Origin of the sequence: Paenibacillus macerans (assembly GCF_050565405.1) — a bacterium.
GTDB classification, from domain to species: domain Bacteria; phylum Bacillota; class Bacilli; order Paenibacillales; family Paenibacillaceae; genus Fontibacillus; species Fontibacillus macerans_B.
Genome location: NZ_JBNYYG010000084.1, coordinates 1 through 17,944, shown reverse-complemented (window position 1 = coordinate 17,944; position 17,944 = coordinate 1). Strand labels below are relative to the sequence as shown.

The 17,944-nt window shown below is 57.6% G+C and carries 14 protein-coding genes; 13 read left to right on the top strand and 1 reads right to left on the bottom strand.

The features are described from left to right. Positions 1 to 267 precede the first annotated feature (267 nt). Positions 268 to 1,143, bottom strand: coding sequence for a helix-turn-helix domain-containing protein (locus ACQ4N8_RS26655; protein WP_430707393.1), 876 nt, complete (start codon positions 1,141 to 1,143; stop codon positions 268 to 270). A gap of 112 nt (positions 1,144 to 1,255) precedes the next feature. Here ACQ4N8_RS26655 and ACQ4N8_RS26650 point away from each other — a divergent pair, with 112 nt between their 5' ends. From ACQ4N8_RS26650 to ACQ4N8_RS26590, 13 genes are all read left to right on the top strand, one after another. Beyond that, the gene (locus ACQ4N8_RS26650) at positions 1,256 to 4,291 is read left to right on the top strand and encodes a glycoside hydrolase family 2 TIM barrel-domain containing protein (RefSeq protein ID WP_430707392.1); all 3,036 of its coding nucleotides are present in this window, start codon (positions 1,256 to 1,258) and stop codon (positions 4,289 to 4,291) included. 307 nt (positions 4,292 to 4,598) lie between these two features. Next, positions 4,599 to 5,036, top strand: coding sequence for a MarR family winged helix-turn-helix transcriptional regulator (locus ACQ4N8_RS26645; protein WP_430707391.1), 438 nt, complete (start codon positions 4,599 to 4,601; stop codon positions 5,034 to 5,036). A gap of 19 nt (positions 5,037 to 5,055) precedes the next feature. Then, positions 5,056 to 6,690 (top strand): MDR family MFS transporter, encoded by a 1,635-nt coding sequence (locus ACQ4N8_RS26640; protein WP_430707390.1) that lies wholly within the window; start codon positions 5,056 to 5,058, stop codon positions 6,688 to 6,690. Positions 6,691 to 7,022: 332 nt separating this feature from the next. After that, entirely contained in the window at positions 7,023 to 8,237 is a 1,215-nt protein-coding gene (locus ACQ4N8_RS26635) for an exo-beta-N-acetylmuramidase NamZ family protein (protein WP_430707389.1), read from the top strand. Beyond that, a complete protein-coding gene (locus ACQ4N8_RS26630; RefSeq protein ID WP_430707388.1) occupies positions 8,225 to 9,379 on the top strand; it encodes a serine hydrolase domain-containing protein in 1,155 nt (384 codons plus the stop codon). Before ACQ4N8_RS26635 ends, ACQ4N8_RS26630 begins: the two co-directional genes overlap by 13 nt. Positions 9,380 to 9,467: 88 nt before the next feature. Next, positions 9,468 to 10,427, top strand: a complete 960-nt coding sequence (locus tag ACQ4N8_RS26625; RefSeq protein ID WP_430707387.1) for a GNAT family N-acetyltransferase — start codon at positions 9,468 to 9,470, stop codon at positions 10,425 to 10,427. A gap of 57 nt (positions 10,428 to 10,484) precedes the next feature. After that, positions 10,485 to 11,777, top strand: coding sequence for an ABC transporter substrate-binding protein (locus ACQ4N8_RS26620; RefSeq protein ID WP_430707386.1), 1,293 nt, complete (start codon positions 10,485 to 10,487; stop codon positions 11,775 to 11,777). 11 nt (positions 11,778 to 11,788) lie between these two features. Continuing rightward, positions 11,789 to 12,691, top strand: a complete 903-nt coding sequence (locus ACQ4N8_RS26615) for a carbohydrate ABC transporter permease (RefSeq protein WP_430707385.1) — start codon at positions 11,789 to 11,791, stop codon at positions 12,689 to 12,691. Next, on the top strand, positions 12,691 to 13,566 hold the full coding sequence (locus tag ACQ4N8_RS26610) for a carbohydrate ABC transporter permease (protein WP_430707384.1): 876 nt from the start codon (positions 12,691 to 12,693) through the stop codon (positions 13,564 to 13,566). The genes ACQ4N8_RS26615 and ACQ4N8_RS26610 overlap by 1 nt, the downstream gene beginning before the upstream one ends. A gap of 53 nt (positions 13,567 to 13,619) precedes the next feature. Next, on the top strand, positions 13,620 to 14,333 hold the full coding sequence (locus ACQ4N8_RS26605; RefSeq protein WP_430707383.1) for a PIG-L deacetylase family protein: 714 nt from the start codon (positions 13,620 to 13,622) through the stop codon (positions 14,331 to 14,333). 528 nt (positions 14,334 to 14,861) lie between these two features. Continuing rightward, positions 14,862 to 15,506 (top strand): TetR/AcrR family transcriptional regulator, encoded by a 645-nt coding sequence (locus ACQ4N8_RS26600; RefSeq protein WP_430707382.1) that lies wholly within the window; start codon positions 14,862 to 14,864, stop codon positions 15,504 to 15,506. Between the two features lie 163 nt (positions 15,507 to 15,669). After that, complete coding sequence (locus ACQ4N8_RS26595; RefSeq protein ID WP_430707381.1) at positions 15,670 to 16,626, top strand: SDR family oxidoreductase; 957 nt, start codon at positions 15,670 to 15,672, stop codon at positions 16,624 to 16,626. A gap of 82 nt (positions 16,627 to 16,708) precedes the next feature. Next, complete coding sequence (locus ACQ4N8_RS26590) at positions 16,709 to 17,863, top strand: response regulator (RefSeq protein WP_430707380.1); 1,155 nt, start codon at positions 16,709 to 16,711, stop codon at positions 17,861 to 17,863. Positions 17,864 to 17,944 lie beyond the last annotated feature (81 nt).

Here is a 17,944-nt window from a genome sequence, read left to right as displayed (position 1 = left end):
GTGCAAAGCTTCCGGACAGCGAGTGTTGACCTGACGCCAAAAGGTTGCCGGCTTAACTGTCAAACATGGATGATTAGGAATTCCAAGGATTTCATGAATGCTTTAATGCAACGCTAGTGTCGATTTAGACGATTTGTATATGAAAAAACGAATACAATTACCTGTTGGAGCAATCCCGTGGTGTTACCCGGTGGCCGTAGTCCAAGCCAAAATGCATCAGGTGGTACCGCGCTTTCCGGCCTCTTTCCGCCTCCCCTTTCCTCCCCCCTACCGCCCTTCGCGGCGCTCCTCCGATGGGAGACGGTGGAACTCGCGTTTGTACAGCCGGGCAAAATAGACCGGCTCGAGGCCAACGTAGGAGGCAGCTTGGCGAACGGTCATTTCGGGATGCTCGTGCAGCAGATGCTGGGCCGTTCTCAAACGGATTTGATGCAGGTATTGCAGCGGCGTCATGCCCATCGATTTCCGGAACAGCCGGGTCAACTGCTTTTGCGAATAGCCGACGTGTCCCGCCAGTCCGGCGATCGTGATCGGCCGGTTCAAATGGTCGTGCAGGAAGCGGACCGCTATGTCCACGACCGATTCCCGATAGGACGCGGGCGGCGCAGACGGCTGCATTTGCGTGGCGGCGGCGGTTAACAAGGCGCCGCTTGAGCCCGCCGTGTCCTTCATGATCGCAAACAGCAGCGAGAACAGCAGCTCCGTCGTCTGCCAGGGATCATGGTCGTTTCCCGAAAGCCTCCATATCTCCTCCAAACGTTCGGTGAAGAGGGATACCTCCGACAGCCGAAGCAGGCGCGGCGAATCCTGGAATCCCCATTTGCCCAGCATTCCCCCGAAGTTATCCACCAAAGTCACGTACCCCACGAACCAAGGCTGATCCCCATAGGGCATATACTCATGCGCGCAGCCGGCTGGGATATACAGCAGTTGGCCGGGGGTTAGGATGTCCCATTTGTCCTTATCGATGTTAAGTCTGCGGAACTGGCCCGACCCGGAAAGGGTCAGGAACAGCTGATGGGCGGAAAAGCCCTTCATTCTCGTGAGCGGAGGCTGTATTTCCGTGCCCGCCGTATAGACGGACAACGGTAAAACGTCCTGGAGCGGATGGGTCAAATTACTTCTGAGCGGGAGGAGCTCCACAAGCCGACACCTCATTTTGTCCATTTTGTATGGTGAATTGTCCGATTTGTTGCTTTCGCCCGATTATATCTCACATCTATAATGAGAGCAAATCGATTTGGGAGTGTGAATCATGTTGGAGTTGGAAAAAAATTGGGAAAACCTGTCGTGCCTGCATATCAACCGCCAGCCGGCCCGAGCTTCCTTTATTCCCTACGGCAGCGCCGAGACGGCCCAAGCGGGAAAACGCAGCCGCTCCCCGTACTACCAAACGTTAAACGGCATGTGGAAATTCCGTTATCACCGCAGCCTGCGCGAAATCAGCGACCGTTTTTTTGAAGCGGAAACGGATGCAAGCGGTTGGGACAATCTGATCGTGCCTTCCTGCTGGCAGACGAACGGCTACGACCAGCTGCATTACACGAACGTCAATTACCCGATTCCCTACGATCCGCCGTTTGTGCCGGACGACAATCCGGCAGGCGTTTACGTCAGGGACTTCAATTTGCCCGAGGCTTGGACGGAGAAGGAAACGCATATCGTTTTCGAAGGGGTTAACGCCTGCTTTTACCTGTGGGTGAACGGCCAATTCGCCGGGTACAGCCAGGGCAGCCGCATTCCGGCGGAGTTCGACCTGTCCGCTTACGTGCAGGCCGGATGCAACCGCATCGCCGTGCTGGTGCTGAAATGGTGCGACGGCACCTATTTGGAGGATCAGGACGTTTGGCGGTTTTCCGGAATCTACCGCGACGTTTATTTGCTGTCCCGCGACAAAGCGCATGTCCGCGACGCGTTCCATAAAACGCTGTTATCCGCCGATCTGAAAGAAGGCAAGCTGCGCTCGGAAATTGAAACGACGGGCAGCCTGCATATTCAGGCGGAACTGCGAGATCCCGACGGCAAGCCGGTCGCGCAGCAAGGAGCGCAGGTCGACGGGCAAGGGGTCATCGAGCTGCACGTGCCGCAGCCGCAACTGTGGAATGCGGAGGAGCCGCGGCTGTACGAGCTGATTCTATTGGCGGGTGCAGAGGTGCTGCGTTTCCGGGTCGGGTTCAAAAAGGTGGAAATCGCGGACGGCATCTTCAAAATCAACGGCCGCGCCGTCAAGCTCAAGGGCGTTAACCGCCACGATTCCCATCCGGAGCTGGGGCAGACCATTCCGGTCAACCATATGATCAAGGATTTGAAATTAATGAAGCGCCATAACGTCAACGCGATCCGCACGTCGCATTATCCGAACGATCCGCGGTTTCTCGATCTGTGCGACGAATACGGATTTTACGTGATCGACGAGGCGGATTTGGAATGCCACGGCGTGACCAGCACGGGAGCGCTCGAGGAAGGCGCGTTTCACAAGCTCACGACGGATCCGAATTGGAAGGGATCGTTCGTGGAGCGCGCCGTTCGCATGGTCGAGCGGGATAAGAACCACGCTTCCGTCATCATCTGGTCGATGGGGAACGAATCCGGATACGGTCCGAACCATATCGCCATGGCGGAATGGACCAAAGCGCGCGATGCGTCCCGGCCGGTGCATTATGAAGGGGCGGCAACGCGGTATTACGGCGATCCGAATACGGAATGCCTGGACATGGACAGCCGGATGTACCCTTCCGTGCCGGAAATCGAGCAATACGCGTTGGACGAAAAAAACGCCAAGCCGTTGTTCCTGTGCGAATACAGCCATGCGATGGGGAACGGGCCGGGCGATTTGCAGGATTACTGGAACGTGATTTATGCCCAGCCGAAGCTGATGGGCGGCTGCGTTTGGGAGTGGTGCGACCACGGCATCGCCGCCGAAACGCCGAACGGGGAAAGCTATTTCGCCTACGGCGGCGACTTCGGCGATAAGCCGAACGACGGCAACTTCTGCATCGACGGCCTTGTGTCGCCGGACCGCAAGCCTCATACCGGACTGTTGGAATTAAAGCAGGCGGTCGCGCCGGTACTCATTGAAGCGGATGTTACGGAACAAGGCCGTTTCCTGGTGCGGAATCGCTACGATTTCATCGACCTTTCGCATCTGGCCGTAAGCTGGAAGCTCGAGCGGGGCGGCGAGCTGCTGCGGCAGGGCCGGACGGCTCCGCTTACGGCGGGGCCCGGCGAAGCGCAGCCGTTGACGCTTCCTTACGAGCTGCCGCGGGAGCTGCCGGGACCGTTCGTGCTGACCTGCTCGGTACGGCAGCAGCAAGACAACCGTTGGGCGGACGAGGGATACGAAATCGCCTTCTACCAATTCGAGCTCCCGGGACACGCGGCATCCGCGGCGGTAACGCGCGCGGAAGGAGATCATTACGCCAAGTTCATGGAAGCCTCCGAGCAGAACGGTATGCTTATCGTAAAGGGCTTTGATTTCGAGCATATATTCGACCTGCAATGCGGGATGATTCGCCAAATGTCGAAGCATGGCGTTGCGCTGCTGGAGCGGCCGGCCCGGTTCAACCTCTGGCGGGCGCCGATGGACAACGATATGAGCATTCGCAAGGAGTGGGAAGCGGCGGGGCTGGACCATGCGGCTATGAAGGTGTACGGCAGCGGCTGGGAGCGCCGGCCGGATGCTTCGATCGAGGCACGCACCGACTTCTCGCTGGCCAGCTACAGTTACGAACCGTTCCTGCGGGGGACGGCCGTCTGGACGTTCGCGCCGACCGGCGAAGTCATGCTGGCGGTCCATGCCGACGTGCGCGAGAAGCTTCCGTTCCTGCCGCGCTTCGGCCTGGAGCTGACGATGCCGAAGGGCACCGAGGAAATCGAGTATTTCGGTTACGGTCCGCATGAAAGCTACATCGACAAACGGGCCAGCGTGCGCAAGGGGAAATACCTGCTGACGGTGGACGACATGTTCGAGAACTACGTGATGCCGCAGGAGACCGGTTCCCGCTACGGGACGGAATGGGCGATCGCTTCCAGCGAACTGGGCATGGGGCTCAAGTTTGCAGCCCCTCAGCCGTTCTCCTTCCAGGCGCTGCACTACACGCCGGAGGATCTGACCGCGGCCAAGCATACGTATGAATTGAAACGCCGCCCCGAAACCATCGTGTCGGTCGACTACAAAATGAGCGGGGCCGGGTCCAATTCCTGCGGTCCGCAGTTGGCGGAGCCTTACCGCTTCGCCGAGAAGTCGTTCGACTTCGAGTTGGCGATTGAGCCGGTGTTTAAGGAAGAATAGTCCGCGCAAATCAAAAAAGCTGTTCCTTGGCCTAACGGCCGGGCGAACAGCTTTTTTGGTTGGTCCGCTACATGCGGGGGGCCGGGTTCCGGATGTGTGCCGGGAGGCCAAGGACCTGTCGAATACGGTACGCAGGGATATTTTTTTGATATCAGGGGAAGGGTTGACGAGAGAATTATTAAGAGGTATATTATTAAACGCTAAAATATTTAAGCACTAAAGTAATTAAATTATTGAATAATTACCCCTGGAAAAGATCGACCCGTTTGGGATCCGGGAAGGCAGGCAGGAAGGAGGGGAATGGCCATTGGTGAAGAAAGAAGAGTTGTTTGAAGTGACCTCGATGTTCCGGACGCTGCTCAAGATGATCACGCAGGAGTGGAACAGGCGGGGCGGCGATTTCAATCTCAGTTTCCAGCAATTCAAAATGCTGTACATGCTGAACGCCTCGGGAACGCAAAAAGTATCGCAGTTGGCAGAGTCGTTGGGCATTACCTCGGCGGCCATCACGGGGGTAACCGACCGGCTGGTCACGGAAGGATACGTCGAACGGGTTCGGGCGGAGAACGACCGCCGGGTCGTGAATATCTCGATTACCGAGCGGGGCCGGGAGATCATTCGTCTCGTCACCGAGCGGCAAAAGGAGATGCTGGAGAGAATTTTCGATCAACTGCAAGAGGAAGATTTACAGCATTTGCGGCGCATTTTTGGCGCCATGCTTTCAAATATAGAAAATAAACAATAATGGAGATGGAGAAACTAGCATGGAACACTTAACAATGAAACGCAAAGTTTCGATCATGATCGCCATCATGGCCGCGATGTTCTTCGCCGCCATCAATCAGACGATCGTAAGCACCGCCATGCCGCGGATCATTTCGATCCTTGACGGCATGGACTATTATACCTGGACGATCAACATTTATTTGCTGACGTCGACGATCGCCACCGTACTGGTCGGCAAGCTGTCCGACATGTACGGACGGAAGCCGTTTTTGCTGATCGGCATATTGCTCTTCATGGCGGGCGCCTTCATGACCGGGACGTCCTCGAACGTATTCCAGTTCATCGCCTACCGGGGGATTCAGGGGATCGGCGCCGGGATCATTCAGTCGACCGCCTTCACGGCCGTCGGCGACTTGTTCCCGCCGCGCGAACGCGGCAAATGGATGGGTTTCATGACGGCGATATTCGGCTTCTCCAGCGTGCTCGGCCCAACCTTGGGCGGGTACCTGGTCGATCACCTCGACTGGCACTGGCTGTTCTGGATTTTCCTGCCGCTGGGCATCGTTGCCTTCATCATGATCATGATGCTGTTCCCGAAAATGGAACGCGGCACCTCCCAAAGCATCGACTATTGGGGTTCGTTGTTCATGACGACGACGATCGTGCCGCTGTTGCTCGCCTTCTCTTGGGCGGGTACGACGTATGCCTGGGACTCGACGCAAATCATCGGACTGCTTGCGGCTTCGGTCGTATCCGCGCTGATTTTCGTTTTCGTCGAATCGAAGGTGAGCAATCCGATTTTACCGCTGCATTTGTTTAAAAACGGCGTAGTGACGATTTCGAATATCATCGGCTTTATTATGAACTTCGGCATGATGGGGGCTTTGATTTATCTTTCGTTCTTTGTGCAAGGCGTGCTCGGGATCTCCCCGACCTATGCCGGTTACGTAACCATGCCGATGTCGATCGTTATGGTTTTGGCCAGCGCCGTGACCGGACAGTTGATCGCGAAAAAAGGGAAATACAAGCAATTCGCGCTGCTGGGCATTCCGATCATGATTGCCGGCATGGCGATCATGATCTTCATGGACAACATACCGATGGCGGTGCTCAGCATGATCGTGTTCGGTTTGGGCCTTGGCCTGGGGATGCCGGTCTTCTCGCTGGCGACGCAAAACGCGGTGCCGCATAAAGAGCTTGGCGTGGTAACCGCTTCTACGCAATTGTTCCGCAACTTGGGGGGAACCATCGGGATCGCCGTCATGGGGACCGTCATGTCCAACAATCTGACGAAGAACCTGAAGGAGGCCCTGCAGTCCTCCGCAGCGCCCGATATGAGCGCCATGGATCCGAAGATGGTCCAGCAGATGACGGCCTTCGCCAATCCGCAGACGCTGATGAACAAGCCGTTGCTGGAACAAACGCAGGCGAGCCTGCCGGTCGATGCGCAGCCGCTGTTCGCGCAAATGATCCAAGGCATCCGCGACGCGCTGGGCGATACGCTCTCGACGGTCTTTATGACCGGGACGCTGGTCCTTGTCGTCGCGTTCGTGCTGGTCTTCTTCTTGAAAGAGCTGCCGCTTCGCTCCACCAACCAGGCGCCGGCCCCGTCGGCGTCCAAGGAAGGCGGAGAAGAAGGTTCGGTTCAAGCTTCGGCCGTGCATCAAGCCTAATCCGGATTTGTCAAAAGCTGGAGTCCCGCATAGTTTGCGGCGGCTCTGGCTTTTTTGTTCGGGATCCTAATCTTAGTCCCAATCGGGTTTCTCTGAAGGTACGTCGTTAGACGTTTTTCTTATTGGGCGCGAACTCTTGCCGAATGGGAGGTTCTCGTCATTTTCGTGTCATGAATGCATAGGGAGATTTGTCGATATAAGAGAAGAATTGATCGATTTTGCGGAATTAAATTTCAAAATTAAAATTCTTATTGAAATAAAATTTCATTGTCTTTATAATTGCCCTAAGAGTGAAGCAACCATCCGTTTTTTGATGAGAGAGGTGATGCGACATGGGTAGTATGGTGTTGACCGGAGCGGACCGGCTGCATACCGAGGGGAAGCGGCTTCTTGAGGGCAAGCGTTTCGCTTTGCTGACCAACCCGACCGGGATGGACGGCAGGTTTCGGTCGACGATCGAATTGTGTGCGGAACTGGCGTCCGGGAAGCTTGTTGCCTTCTTTGCCTGTGAGCACGGATTGCGGAACGAGGTCCAGGCAGGCGTATGGATCGACGATCACACCGACCCCGTCTATGGCCTTCCGGTCTACAGCTTGTATGGCAAAAACCGCAAACCGACGGCGGAAATGCTGCACGATCTCGATACGATCGTGTTCGATGTGCAGGACCTTGGCGTCCGGTTCTACACGTATTTGACCACGCTCGTTTACGTCCTGGAGGCTTGCGCGGAGCACGGCACAAGCCTGATCGTGCTCGATCGCCCGAACCCGCTGGGCGGCTACGGCATCGAGGGCGGGTTCCTCGGCGAGCGTTTCCGTTCGATGGTCGGCGCCTGGCGCATGCCGGCCCGCACCGGAATGACGATCGGCGAATTCGCCCGGCTCGTTAACGGCCAATCGGCGCGAAAATGCGATCTGGAGGTCGTAGCCCTGGAGGGCTGGGACCGGGGGATGGAATATCCGGATACCGGGCTGCCCTGGGTGATGCCGTCGCCGAATATGCCGACGATGGATACCGTGCGCGTGTATGCCGGGAATTGCCTGTTCGAAGGAACCAATCTGTCGGAGGGCCGCGGCACGACCAAGCCCTTCGAATTGGTGGGAGCTCCTTGGCTGCGAAACGCGGACGTCTGCGAGGCGCTGAACCGTTTGGGTTTGCGCGGCGTCCATTTTCAGCCCGCGACGTTTACGCCCATGTTCCAGAAGCATCAGGGCGCGTTGTGCCGGGGCGTGATGACGTACGTGACCGATCGGGAAGCCTTTCGCAGCACCGAAGCGGGCTTGTATCTGCTGCATGCGATCCAGCGGATGCACCCGGAGGATTTCGCCTGGTACCGCCCCGAGCTGAGGCTGGAGAAGGACGGAGAGGTGAAGCAACCGCCGTATTTCATCGATATTCTGACCGGCAGCGACGCGGTACGACGCACGCTGCACGAGCCGGGGGGTCTGGAGGCAATCCTGGCAGGCTGGCGCAAGGACAGCGAAGCGTGGCGGGAGATCCGCCGGCCTTACTTGCTCTACGAGGAACAGGCCGCATGGGCGACCTGACTTGGTCGGCGGACGTCGCGGCGGCGGAGGCAATGGGGCTGGACCCGAACCGGGTCCCTTGGATCGGGGAAACGCTGCGCGAAGCGGTACGGGCCGGCGACATCCCGGGCGGGGTCGCGGTCGTGTCCCGGCGCGGAAGGCGGATCCGCTTCGCCTGCGGGAACGCGGTTGACGACGATACCGGACAGATCCCGGTTTCGGTGGACACGATCTACGACTGCGCTTCGCTGACGAAGGTCGTGGTGACGCTGCCGCTTACGCTGCTCCTGGCCGAGCGGGGGCAGCTGCGGCTGGACGATCCGGCGGCGGCGTACTTGCCGGCCCTGGCCGCCGCGGAAGGCCGGCGGGCGGGGGCGGGCGGAGAGCGGATGACGCTCCGTCATCTGCTCACGCACACGGCGGGCCTGGCACCGTTCTACGATCTGCAATCCCGGGGCCGGAGCCGGGAGGAGATCGTGGACTATATTTGCCAGGCTCCGCCGGAGGCAGCCCCGGGCGCTGCGGTGGTCTACAGCGACCTGGGCTATATTTTGCTTGGCGAGATCATCGCCAAAGCTGCGGGGCGGCCGCTGCCGGAGCTGGCGGCAGCGGAGCTGTTCGCGCCGCTGGGCATGGCGTCCAGCGGCTACCTGCCGGCGCCGGGGCTGCGCCGGCGCATCGCTTCGACCGCCGAGCCGGGCGCGGCGGTCGGCCCCAGGGGCGTTCCCGGCGTCGTGCACGACGAGAACGCCCGGGCCCTGGCCGGCGTCAGCGGGCACGCCGGCCTGTTTGCCCCCGCGGACGACCTGGCGTCGTACGCGGAGCTGTGGCTGGCCGGCGGCTACAGTTCCGCCGCCGGCCAGCGGGTCTTGTCGGCCGCGGCGGCGGAAGCGGCGACGCGGCCGTGCACGGCCGGTGTGCCGGGCGGTAACCGCGGCCTCGGGTGGGTGCTGCGCGGCGATCCGTTCGACGCCGCCGGCGACCTGCTCTCCCCGGTGGCCTACGGCCACACCGGGTTCACCGGCACGAGCCTGTACGTCGACCCGCCGCGGGAAGTGGCTTGCGTGCTGCTCACCAACCGCGTGCACTACGGACGGTCACGCTCCGTAGCCGGGCTGCGCGCCAGGTTCCACAACGCGGTTGCCGCAGCGATCACCGAGTAACGCGAACCGGGCGAGACGCCACGCACCGGCACGTGGCCTAAGGCAAGCGGCTGCCGCACTTATTTACGGAAGAGAAAGGGGATCAATCATGGGACAAATCGTTTATCGAGGCTACAACCCCGGCGACGAACCGCAGATCGTCGCGCTTTGGAATCGCACGCTGCTCCGGGATCCGGCGACGGCAAGACGTTTCCGCCATCTGGTGCTGCTGGACGCCAATTTCGATCCGGAAGGGATGCGGCTGGCGTTCGATGAGGCGGGGAAGCTGATCGGCTGCGTGTACGCGGTGCGTCGGCTGCTGCCGATGAGCGGCACGGAGCTGGAGCCGGACCACGGCTGGATTCCGTTTTTCTTCGTGGACCCGGAAGCCGAACGGCAGGGCATCGCCAGCCGGCTGCTGAAGGAGGCCGAGACGTTTTTGCGCGGGCAAGGGCGCAAGAAGGTGTTTTTCGCCTCTTATGCCCCCAATTACATCGTGCCCGGCATTGACGCCGCGGGATATCCGAAGGGGGCGGCGTTTTTGCTTAAAAGCGGATTCGCCGTACAATATTCGGCCGTGGCGATGGATTACAGTCTGGTCGATCATGAAACGCCGGAGGAGGTGGTCGCGCTTAAGCGGCAAAGAGAGGGGGAAGGTTATACCTTCCAAACCGCGGGGGACGGCGATCTGGTGGAACTGATCCGCTTTAACCTGGATTGCTTCAACCCGGATTGGGCCCGGGCCATCCGTGAAGGCATCCTTCAGGGGCTGCCGCTGGAACGGATATTGGTGGCCCGCGAACGCGGCCGGCTCGTCGGTTTCTGCATGCACGGCGGGTACGAAGGCGTCCGCGAGCGGTTCGGTCCGTTTGGGGTCCATCCGGACCAGCGCGGCCAAGGCATCGGCAAAATCCTGCTGCACGACTGCCTGCGAAGCATGCGAGCGCAAGCGCTGCACGGCGCCTGGTTCCTCTGGACCGGCGAGCAAAGTCCGGCTGGCTATTTGTATAAACAAGCCGGTTTTTCCATCACAAGATCGTTTGACATCATGGTGAAAGACCTCGCGTAAAACGCCGACGGCGGCGGACCAAGCGAAGGTTTCCATTCTGTCCTGGGAGGGGAAAGCATGAAAAAAACGTTAGCTTTCGTATTGGCGATCGTCTGTATCATCGGCTTAACCGCCTGTTCTTCCGGCAACAACGCGAGCTCTTCCTCGAAAGTAACCCTCACCCTGCTCTCGCATTACACCGGCGAAAACGAGAAGTTCATCAAACCCTATATCGACCAATGGAACAAGGAAAATCCGGACATTCAGGTCAAGCTGACGCCGGTCGAATTCGACCAGTTGCTCAGCACGATGATGACCAAGCAAACGGCCGGCCAGGTGGCCGACATCGTCCATACTTACACGTTATGGGGCGGACAGCTGTCCAAAAACAAGGTGCTGGCCCCGGCGCCGGACGACATCGCGGCGGATATCCGGGAGAACTATCCCGAATCCGCGGTGGCGGCCGCGACGATCGAAGGCCGGATTTTCGGCTATCCGACCGAGGTGCAGGCCTACGGATTGTTCTACAACAAAAAGCTGCTGAAGGAAGCGGGCTTCGACCAGCCGCCGAAAACGTGGGACGAACTGCTCCAGACGGCCGCCGCGATCGAGAAAAAAGACAAGGACGGCAAAACGACGGTGCAGGGCTTCGGGTTTCTCCGCGGCTACGCCGGCAAGGTCGTGCAGCCGTTCATGGGCCTGCTCGCGACGGCGGGAGGCACGCTGCTCAGTGAAGACATGAGCAAGGCGAACCTCGACAGCGACGCCGCGAAGCAAACGATCGAGCTGTATTCCAAGGTCTACGGGGACGGCGGCATTTCCGACATCGGCTTTGAGACGACGAAAGCGTTCGGTGCCGGCCAGGTAGCGATGACGATCGAAGCCGGCTGGTGGGCCGGTTCCCTGAAAACGCTCATGAAGGACGGCTTCGGCGACATCGGGGCGGCCCCGCTGCCTTCCCCGGACGGGACGACCCAGGGCTCCCTGGCGTACACCTGGGCATGGGGCGTCAACTCGAAATCGAAAAACCAGGAGGCGGCCTGGAAATTCCTCAAATGGTTCAACACGGTCAACGTCAAAAACGACATGACCCCGGAGGGCAACTTCCTGATTGAAGGCTTCAATACGGTGCCGGCCCGCAAGACGGATCTCGCTTCGAAAACGATCCAAGACAAGCTGGCCGCCGACCCGATCGCCAAAACGTTCGCCGACGCGCTCCAGTACGCCAATCCCGAACAAAACCCGGCAACGGCTTCGGAAATCCAGGACATTTTGTATAAGCAAATCGAAAACATGTGGGCGGGCAAAGCGACGAAGGAAGACGTGCTCGGGAGCGCGCAAAAGGACATCCAGGCGAAGCTGGGACAATAGGTGGCCGGCCGATGAAAAGGAAGCTGGGCTTGGCGCATCGGGAAGGTCTGGTCGGTTATTTGTTCCTGTCGCCGGTTTTCGTGTTTTACGCGATTTTTCTGGTGATCCCGTTTTTCTTCTCCCTGTTCCTCAGTTTTACGGAATGGGGCGGCTTCGATCTCGCGACGATCAAGTGGGTCGGCTTGGCCAACTATCGGACGCTGTTTTCCCCGGATTCGAACTTCCTGCATCCGGTGCTGACCAACACCTTTACGTTTGCCTTCGGCACGGTGGCGGTATCGTTCGTCTGCGCGCTGGCGGTGGCCTACTTCATTACGCGGCTGCGTTGGGAGGGGCTGTGGCGGACGCTGTATTTTTTGCCTTCGGTCACGACGGTCGTGGCGATCGGCAACATCTGGCTGTATTTGTACAACCCGACGAACGGGCTGATTAACGAATTGTTTACGTGGGCCCGTCTTCCGCGGCAAAACTTTCTCCAAGACCCGAACACGGCCCTGACTTCGGTGATCGCAGTCGGCGGCTGGCTGGGCATCGGCAGCTCAATGCTGATTCTGTCGGCAGGCCTTAAGGCAATCCCCGAGGATTATTATGAAGCGGCCGACCTGGAAGGCGGCGGTTTGTGGAAGGTTTTTACCGGCATCACGCTGCCGCTGCTTAAGCCGTCGATCACCTTCGTGCTGATTACGTCGTTCATCGGCGGGCTGCAGTCGTTTACGCTGACGATGGTCATGACCAAAACCGGCGGTCCGGGGGACGCCACCAACGTGGCCGGGCTGGAAATGTATAAGCAGGCGTTTTCGTTCGGCAATTGGGGGCTGGCAAGCGCGATGGCGTTCGTGCTGTTCCTCTGCATCATGATCATCACGGCGATCCAGATGAAATTTTTTAAACGGGGAGGGGTGGAGAGCTACTGATGCGGCGGAAAAAAAAGCCTTGGGTTTCCTTTACGATCATCGTGATCGGCTCGATCGCGATGGTGTTCCCCTTTCTCGATATGATCTTTAGTTCGTTTAAAGGGGCAGCGGAGTACAACAGCCTGTACTATCGCTTTTTGCCGGAGTCGTTCCGGTTCGGCAATTACGGGCTCGCGTTCGAGTCGCTGAATATCGCCCTGCTGTTCAAGAACAGCCTGATCAAATCGGTCGTCACCACCGTCCTGGTGCTGCTGACGAGTTCGATGGCGGCCTATGCGCTGTCGAAGCTGCGGTTCCGCGGGAGGGAAGGCGTCTTCCGGTTTATTTTATCGACGATGATGATTCCGGGTTTCCTGTTCTTCATTCCGAATTTCTATATCATGACGCATTTTCCGCTTGTGGGCGGTAACGATCTGTTCGGCAACGGCGGCGTGGGCGGATTGACGACGTCGATCCTGTCTCTGATCTTGCCGTTTGCGGTCAGCGCGTACGGCATCTTCTTAATGCGGCAGTTTATCATGACGATCAATAACGCGTATCTCGAGGCGGCCCGAATTGACGGCGCTTCGGAGTTCCGCATTTATTTCCGGCTGATCCTGCCGATGACGGGCCCCGCGCTGGCCACGCTGGCGATTTTCGAATTCATCGGGCAGTGGAACGAATTCATTTGGGCGCTGATCATCAACTCGGTCAATCCCGAGCTGGCGGTGCTCCCGGTCGGGGTGCAAATGCTCAAGGATCACCTCGATCCGACGCTGACGCAGCCGCTGCTGATGGCAGGACTAGTCATCTCGACGGTGCCGATTCTGATCGTGTTCATCATTCTGCAGAAATATTACGTGCGCGGCATGATGAATTCGGGGTTGAAGGAATAGTCGGCACCGTTCGTCTTGTATCACGACATTATGATTTGAAGGGAGTTTTTTGGATGGAAACGGCAATGGATAAACCACAGCACATTTTGGCCATCGGCGGGCATGCCGGGGACATGGATTTGACGGCGGGCGCGGTGATTTCCAAATACGTGCAGGCGGGGCATAAAGCGACGTTCCTGCACCTGACGCCGGGGGAGAAAGGCCATCCCAAGCTGTCGCCGGACGACTACGCCAAGCAAAAGGTCGAGGAAGCTCAACGGTTCGCCGAGATCGTCGGCGCGGACGTCCGGTTCCTGGCCTATAAAGACGCCGAGCTGCCGGTGGACGAAGAGGTCAAATACCAGGTTGCCGACGTAATCCGCGAGGTAAAGCCGACGCTGCTGATCACGCATTGGAAGGGCTCGATGCACAAAGACCACGCCAACACGCATTACATCGTGGAGGACGCCCGCTTTTACGCAGCGCTGAAAACAATCGAACGGTCGCTGCCGAACCACTGGCCGGGACAGGTCTATTATGCCGACAATTGGGAGGACCCGTATGACTTCCAGCCGGAGGTGTTCGTGGACATCCCGGAGGACGCCTACGAGACATGGGTGAAGGCGATGAACGTGTACGCTTATGCGCGCGGCGAAACGTCCGGCTTCCCCTTCATCGAATACTACAAGGCGTTGACGATCGTGCGCGGCGCGCCGGCCGGCTTCAAACGGGCGCAGTCATTCATGGTGCCGAGGGGAGCGCTGAATAAACGGGTGCAATTCTTGTAGTTGATTCATTGCCAAGGAAAGGGTCGGAGCCTGAGCGCTTCGTCCCTTCCTTGCGTACGGTTTCGGGTATACGTGTGGTTGCGGGGATGCATGCGGGTAGCGGACATGCCGCCGGCAACACCGTAGCGCCGCCGAAAAATAAGGGCATAAAATTGCAAATCTCGTGTCTTGTTATCTCTGCATGCTCCTTTGCACGATTATCCCCTTTGTTAAGGGAGCAAATCTGCGCCAAATATTTTTTCCTCCGAGTTTGTCCGTTTCTTTGCTCCATGGTCTGATCAAACGGGATAATCGTGCAAAGCGTCCGGACAGCGAGTGTTGACCTGAGTGTAGATCTTACGCCAAAACAGGTTGCCGGCTCATTTATCCCAAATCCAACAAAAAGGCTGAAAAAGGGCCCTTTTCTACCTTTCACACCACCGCCTCCCCAGCACCGCCTTCCCATGACGTTTCGCTTGACAACAAAATGTAATCTTGAATAAAATAATGAACACGAGTTAATAAATTTTTCGATATGGGATGATGGCATTGAAGCAAACGGAACTTTCGGATATTTCGCTCAGGGAGCTTAAAAAAGCAAGGGCGAAACTGGCGCTGTACGAGAGCGGCTTATCGCTGATGGAGAATAAAATGTTCCACGACGTCATGCTGGAGGATATCTGCCGGAAGGCCGAGGTCTCTCGGGTCACGTTTTTTAAGTTTTTTCCCAAAAAGGAAGATCTCTTGGTTTATTTTATGCGCGTCTGGCTGACGGAACGGATCATCGAAATCGAGGCGGAGCGCAAGCGCGGATTCGCCGCAATCCGGCATCTGCTGGACAAGGTGGCGGAAACGGCCGTGGACATGCCCGGCCTGCTGCCCAGCCTGATTTCGTTTCTGGCTGAAATGAACATGCATCCCGCCATGCCGGAGCTCAGCGAAGCCGAAGTGCGGCTGCTGTTCCCCGGCCATGTGGAAACGGGCCGCAGCACGCCGGATATGCTCGAACTGTTCGGACGCAGCATGCTGGAAGCGGAGCAGGACGGCACGCTGAAGCCGGATATTCCGATCGAGACGGCGGTGAAGGCGCTGTTTACGATTTTTTACGGCGCGTACTTAACGGCCCAGCAGTTCGGGTCCGACGAGTTCAGCGATTTCTACGAAGCGCATTTGCTGCTGCTGGAGGCCCGTTAATCTTCAAGAAGCGGGAACGGTTTGGCCGGTATCGCGATCGGGCGGTACCGGCTTTTTCGCCATGAAATGTACACGAATAAAAAAGTTTACTTGAGTTAATATAATTTGTATAATTCACTTAGAATCTGTTTTTCTAGTTTTTGCTAAAAAAGGAGATGGAGTAATGGCGAACAAGGAGGAATTGCATGCCGTCGTCGGCACCGGCCCGTTGGGAACGGCGGTTATGGAAGAGCTTCTGTCCCGGGGGAAAAAGGTACGAATGGTCAATCGCGGCGGGCACGCTTCGGTTCCGGAGGGCGTTCGGGTCGTCAAAGGGGACGCTACCGTCCGGGCCAGTATTATGGAAGCGTGCGATGGAGCATCGGTCGTTTATCACTGCGCCAAAGCACCTTACACGCAGTGGCCGGAGAAGTTTCCGCCCATTACGGCCGGGATATTGGAAGCGGCCGAAGCGGCAGGGGCCAAGCTCGTTTATGGCGATAACTTGTATATGTACGGACCTACGCACAGGCTGCTGACGGAGGATTTGCCGGCAAAAGCGGCGGACCGCAAAGGGATCATCCGGGCCCAAATGGCCGGCATGCTGCTGGAGGCTCATCGCAAGGGGAGGGTGCGGACAACCATCGGCCGGGCTTCGGATTTTTACGGACCCGGCGTGCTGGAATCGGCGCTTGGCGCAAGGGTGTTCCGGGCCGCGCTGGCAGGCAAGCCCGCGCAGGTCTTAGGGGATATCGACGCGCCGCATACGTATATTTATATCCGCGATTTCGCCAAAGGGCTGGTCACGTTGGGCGAGCATGACGAAGCGCTCGGGCAGGTGTGGCATATTCCCGGCGCGGAGACGCTGACGACCCGGGAAATCGTCGACATGGTGTACCGCTCTCTCGGCAAAGCGCCAAAGTACCGCGTGGCGCCCAAACCGGTCCTCGGCTTGCTGTCACTGGTTAATGCCGATATGCGAGAAATCAAAGAAATGCTATACATGTTTGAGATGCCCTTCATCGTGGATCACGGCAAATACGAAGCCGCTTTCGGCGCCAAGACGACGCCGCATGAGGAAGCGATCCGCGAGACGGTAGAATGGTTTCGGAAGCGGGGGCAGCAGCTCGCCGCCAGATAATGTCGCCATAGAAAAATTGTATAGATTTATGCTTTGAGTCAGGTATACTGGTTGTATCCTATTCGATCAAGAGGAGTTATCCATGAAGGTTATCATAATCGACGATGAGAACCTGGCTTTAAATTATTTGGAGCATCAATTGCAAAAACTGGGAGACATCGATATCGCGGGCAAATTCCTCAACCCGTTCGAGGGCAAGCAATTTGCACTGACGGCAGATATCGACGTCATATTTCTGGACATTCATTTACCCGAAATCAACGGCATCGAATTGGCCGAGCAGCTGCTGCAGGGCAAGCCGTATCTCAACATCGTGTTTGTCACGGCTTACGACGAGTACGCTATTAAAGCCTTTGAATTGAATGCGCTGGACTATATCATGAAGCCGGTGAGGAAAGAGCGCTTGATGATTACGCTGCAGCGGATTCAGGAACGCGTCGGAAGCGGGATGACGGCATGGCTGAGCTCACAAGCTTACCAGCCTCGCATCAACATGTTTCAGCAACTGCAAATGGAAGACGGGGACGGACGCTTTACCGCCATCCGTTGGCGAACGACCAAAGCCCAGGAGTTGTTTCTTTATTTAGTGCAGCATCGGGAGCAACTGGTCCGCAAATCGGCTTTGATCGACCTGCTGTGGCCGGAATACGAGCCGAACAAAGCCTTCTCGCAATTGTATACCGCCATCTATCATATTCGTAAAACGTTGGAGCCTTACGGAGCCCATATCCAGATTTCGAACGCCACGGAAGGGTATGTGCTGCATCTGGATCATGTGCGGCTTGATGTGGAGGAATGGGAGAAGTTTATCCTGTCGGGTACGCCGATCAACGAGCAAACGATCGGCGACTACGAGACGGCCATGGAGCTGTATCAGGGCGATTACCTGCAGGATTATGAATACTGGTGGGCGGAAAGCGAGCGCTACAGGCTTAAATCCTTATGGCTGCGCACCTCTTTTCAATTGGCGGAATGGCAGGCGTCCCGAGGTCACTTGGACAAAGCGCTGGAAGTCTACCTGGAGATTTGCGATCGATACCCGTTGGCGGAAGAAGCGCATTTCGCTCTGATGAAAATACACGGCTCCCTCGATAACCACTCCTTCGTACACCGCCAGTACCGGTTGCTGACCGAATTGCTTGCGGAGGAATTGAACGAGCAGCCCAGCGCTTATATCACGGAATGGTACCATCAATGGAGCCAAGAGAAAAAAGGCCTTCCCAAGAGCAGCGTTTAAACTGGCCCCTTAGTCAAGGACACTTTGAAAAAAAGAATTAAGCAGCATTTATGAGATGATTCCTGTATTGCACAGGAGTCA

Excerpts from the sequence above, each read along its gene's own strand:
- ACQ4N8_RS26650 (WP_430707392.1), top strand. The coding sequence starts at position 1,256 with ATGTTGGAGTTGGAAAAAAATTGGGAAAACCTGTCGTGCCTGCATATC.
- ACQ4N8_RS26640 (WP_430707390.1), top strand. The coding sequence starts at position 5,056 with ATGGAACACTTAACAATGAAACGCAAAGTTTCGATCATGATCGCCATC.
- ACQ4N8_RS26635 (WP_430707389.1), top strand. The coding sequence starts at position 7,023 with ATGGGTAGTATGGTGTTGACCGGAGCGGACCGGCTGCATACCGAGGGG.
- ACQ4N8_RS26630 (WP_430707388.1), top strand. The coding sequence starts at position 8,225 with ATGGGCGACCTGACTTGGTCGGCGGACGTCGCGGCGGCGGAGGCAATG.
- ACQ4N8_RS26625 (WP_430707387.1), top strand. The coding sequence starts at position 9,468 with ATGGGACAAATCGTTTATCGAGGCTACAACCCCGGCGACGAACCGCAG.
- ACQ4N8_RS26620 (WP_430707386.1), top strand. The coding sequence starts at position 10,485 with ATGAAAAAAACGTTAGCTTTCGTATTGGCGATCGTCTGTATCATCGGC.
- ACQ4N8_RS26615 (WP_430707385.1), top strand. The coding sequence starts at position 11,789 with ATGAAAAGGAAGCTGGGCTTGGCGCATCGGGAAGGTCTGGTCGGTTAT.
- ACQ4N8_RS26610 (WP_430707384.1), top strand. The coding sequence starts at position 12,691 with ATGCGGCGGAAAAAAAAGCCTTGGGTTTCCTTTACGATCATCGTGATC.
- ACQ4N8_RS26605 (WP_430707383.1), top strand. The coding sequence starts at position 13,620 with ATGGAAACGGCAATGGATAAACCACAGCACATTTTGGCCATCGGCGGG.
- ACQ4N8_RS26595 (WP_430707381.1), top strand. The coding sequence starts at position 15,670 with ATGGCGAACAAGGAGGAATTGCATGCCGTCGTCGGCACCGGCCCGTTG.
- ACQ4N8_RS26590 (WP_430707380.1), top strand. The coding sequence starts at position 16,709 with ATGAAGGTTATCATAATCGACGATGAGAACCTGGCTTTAAATTATTTG.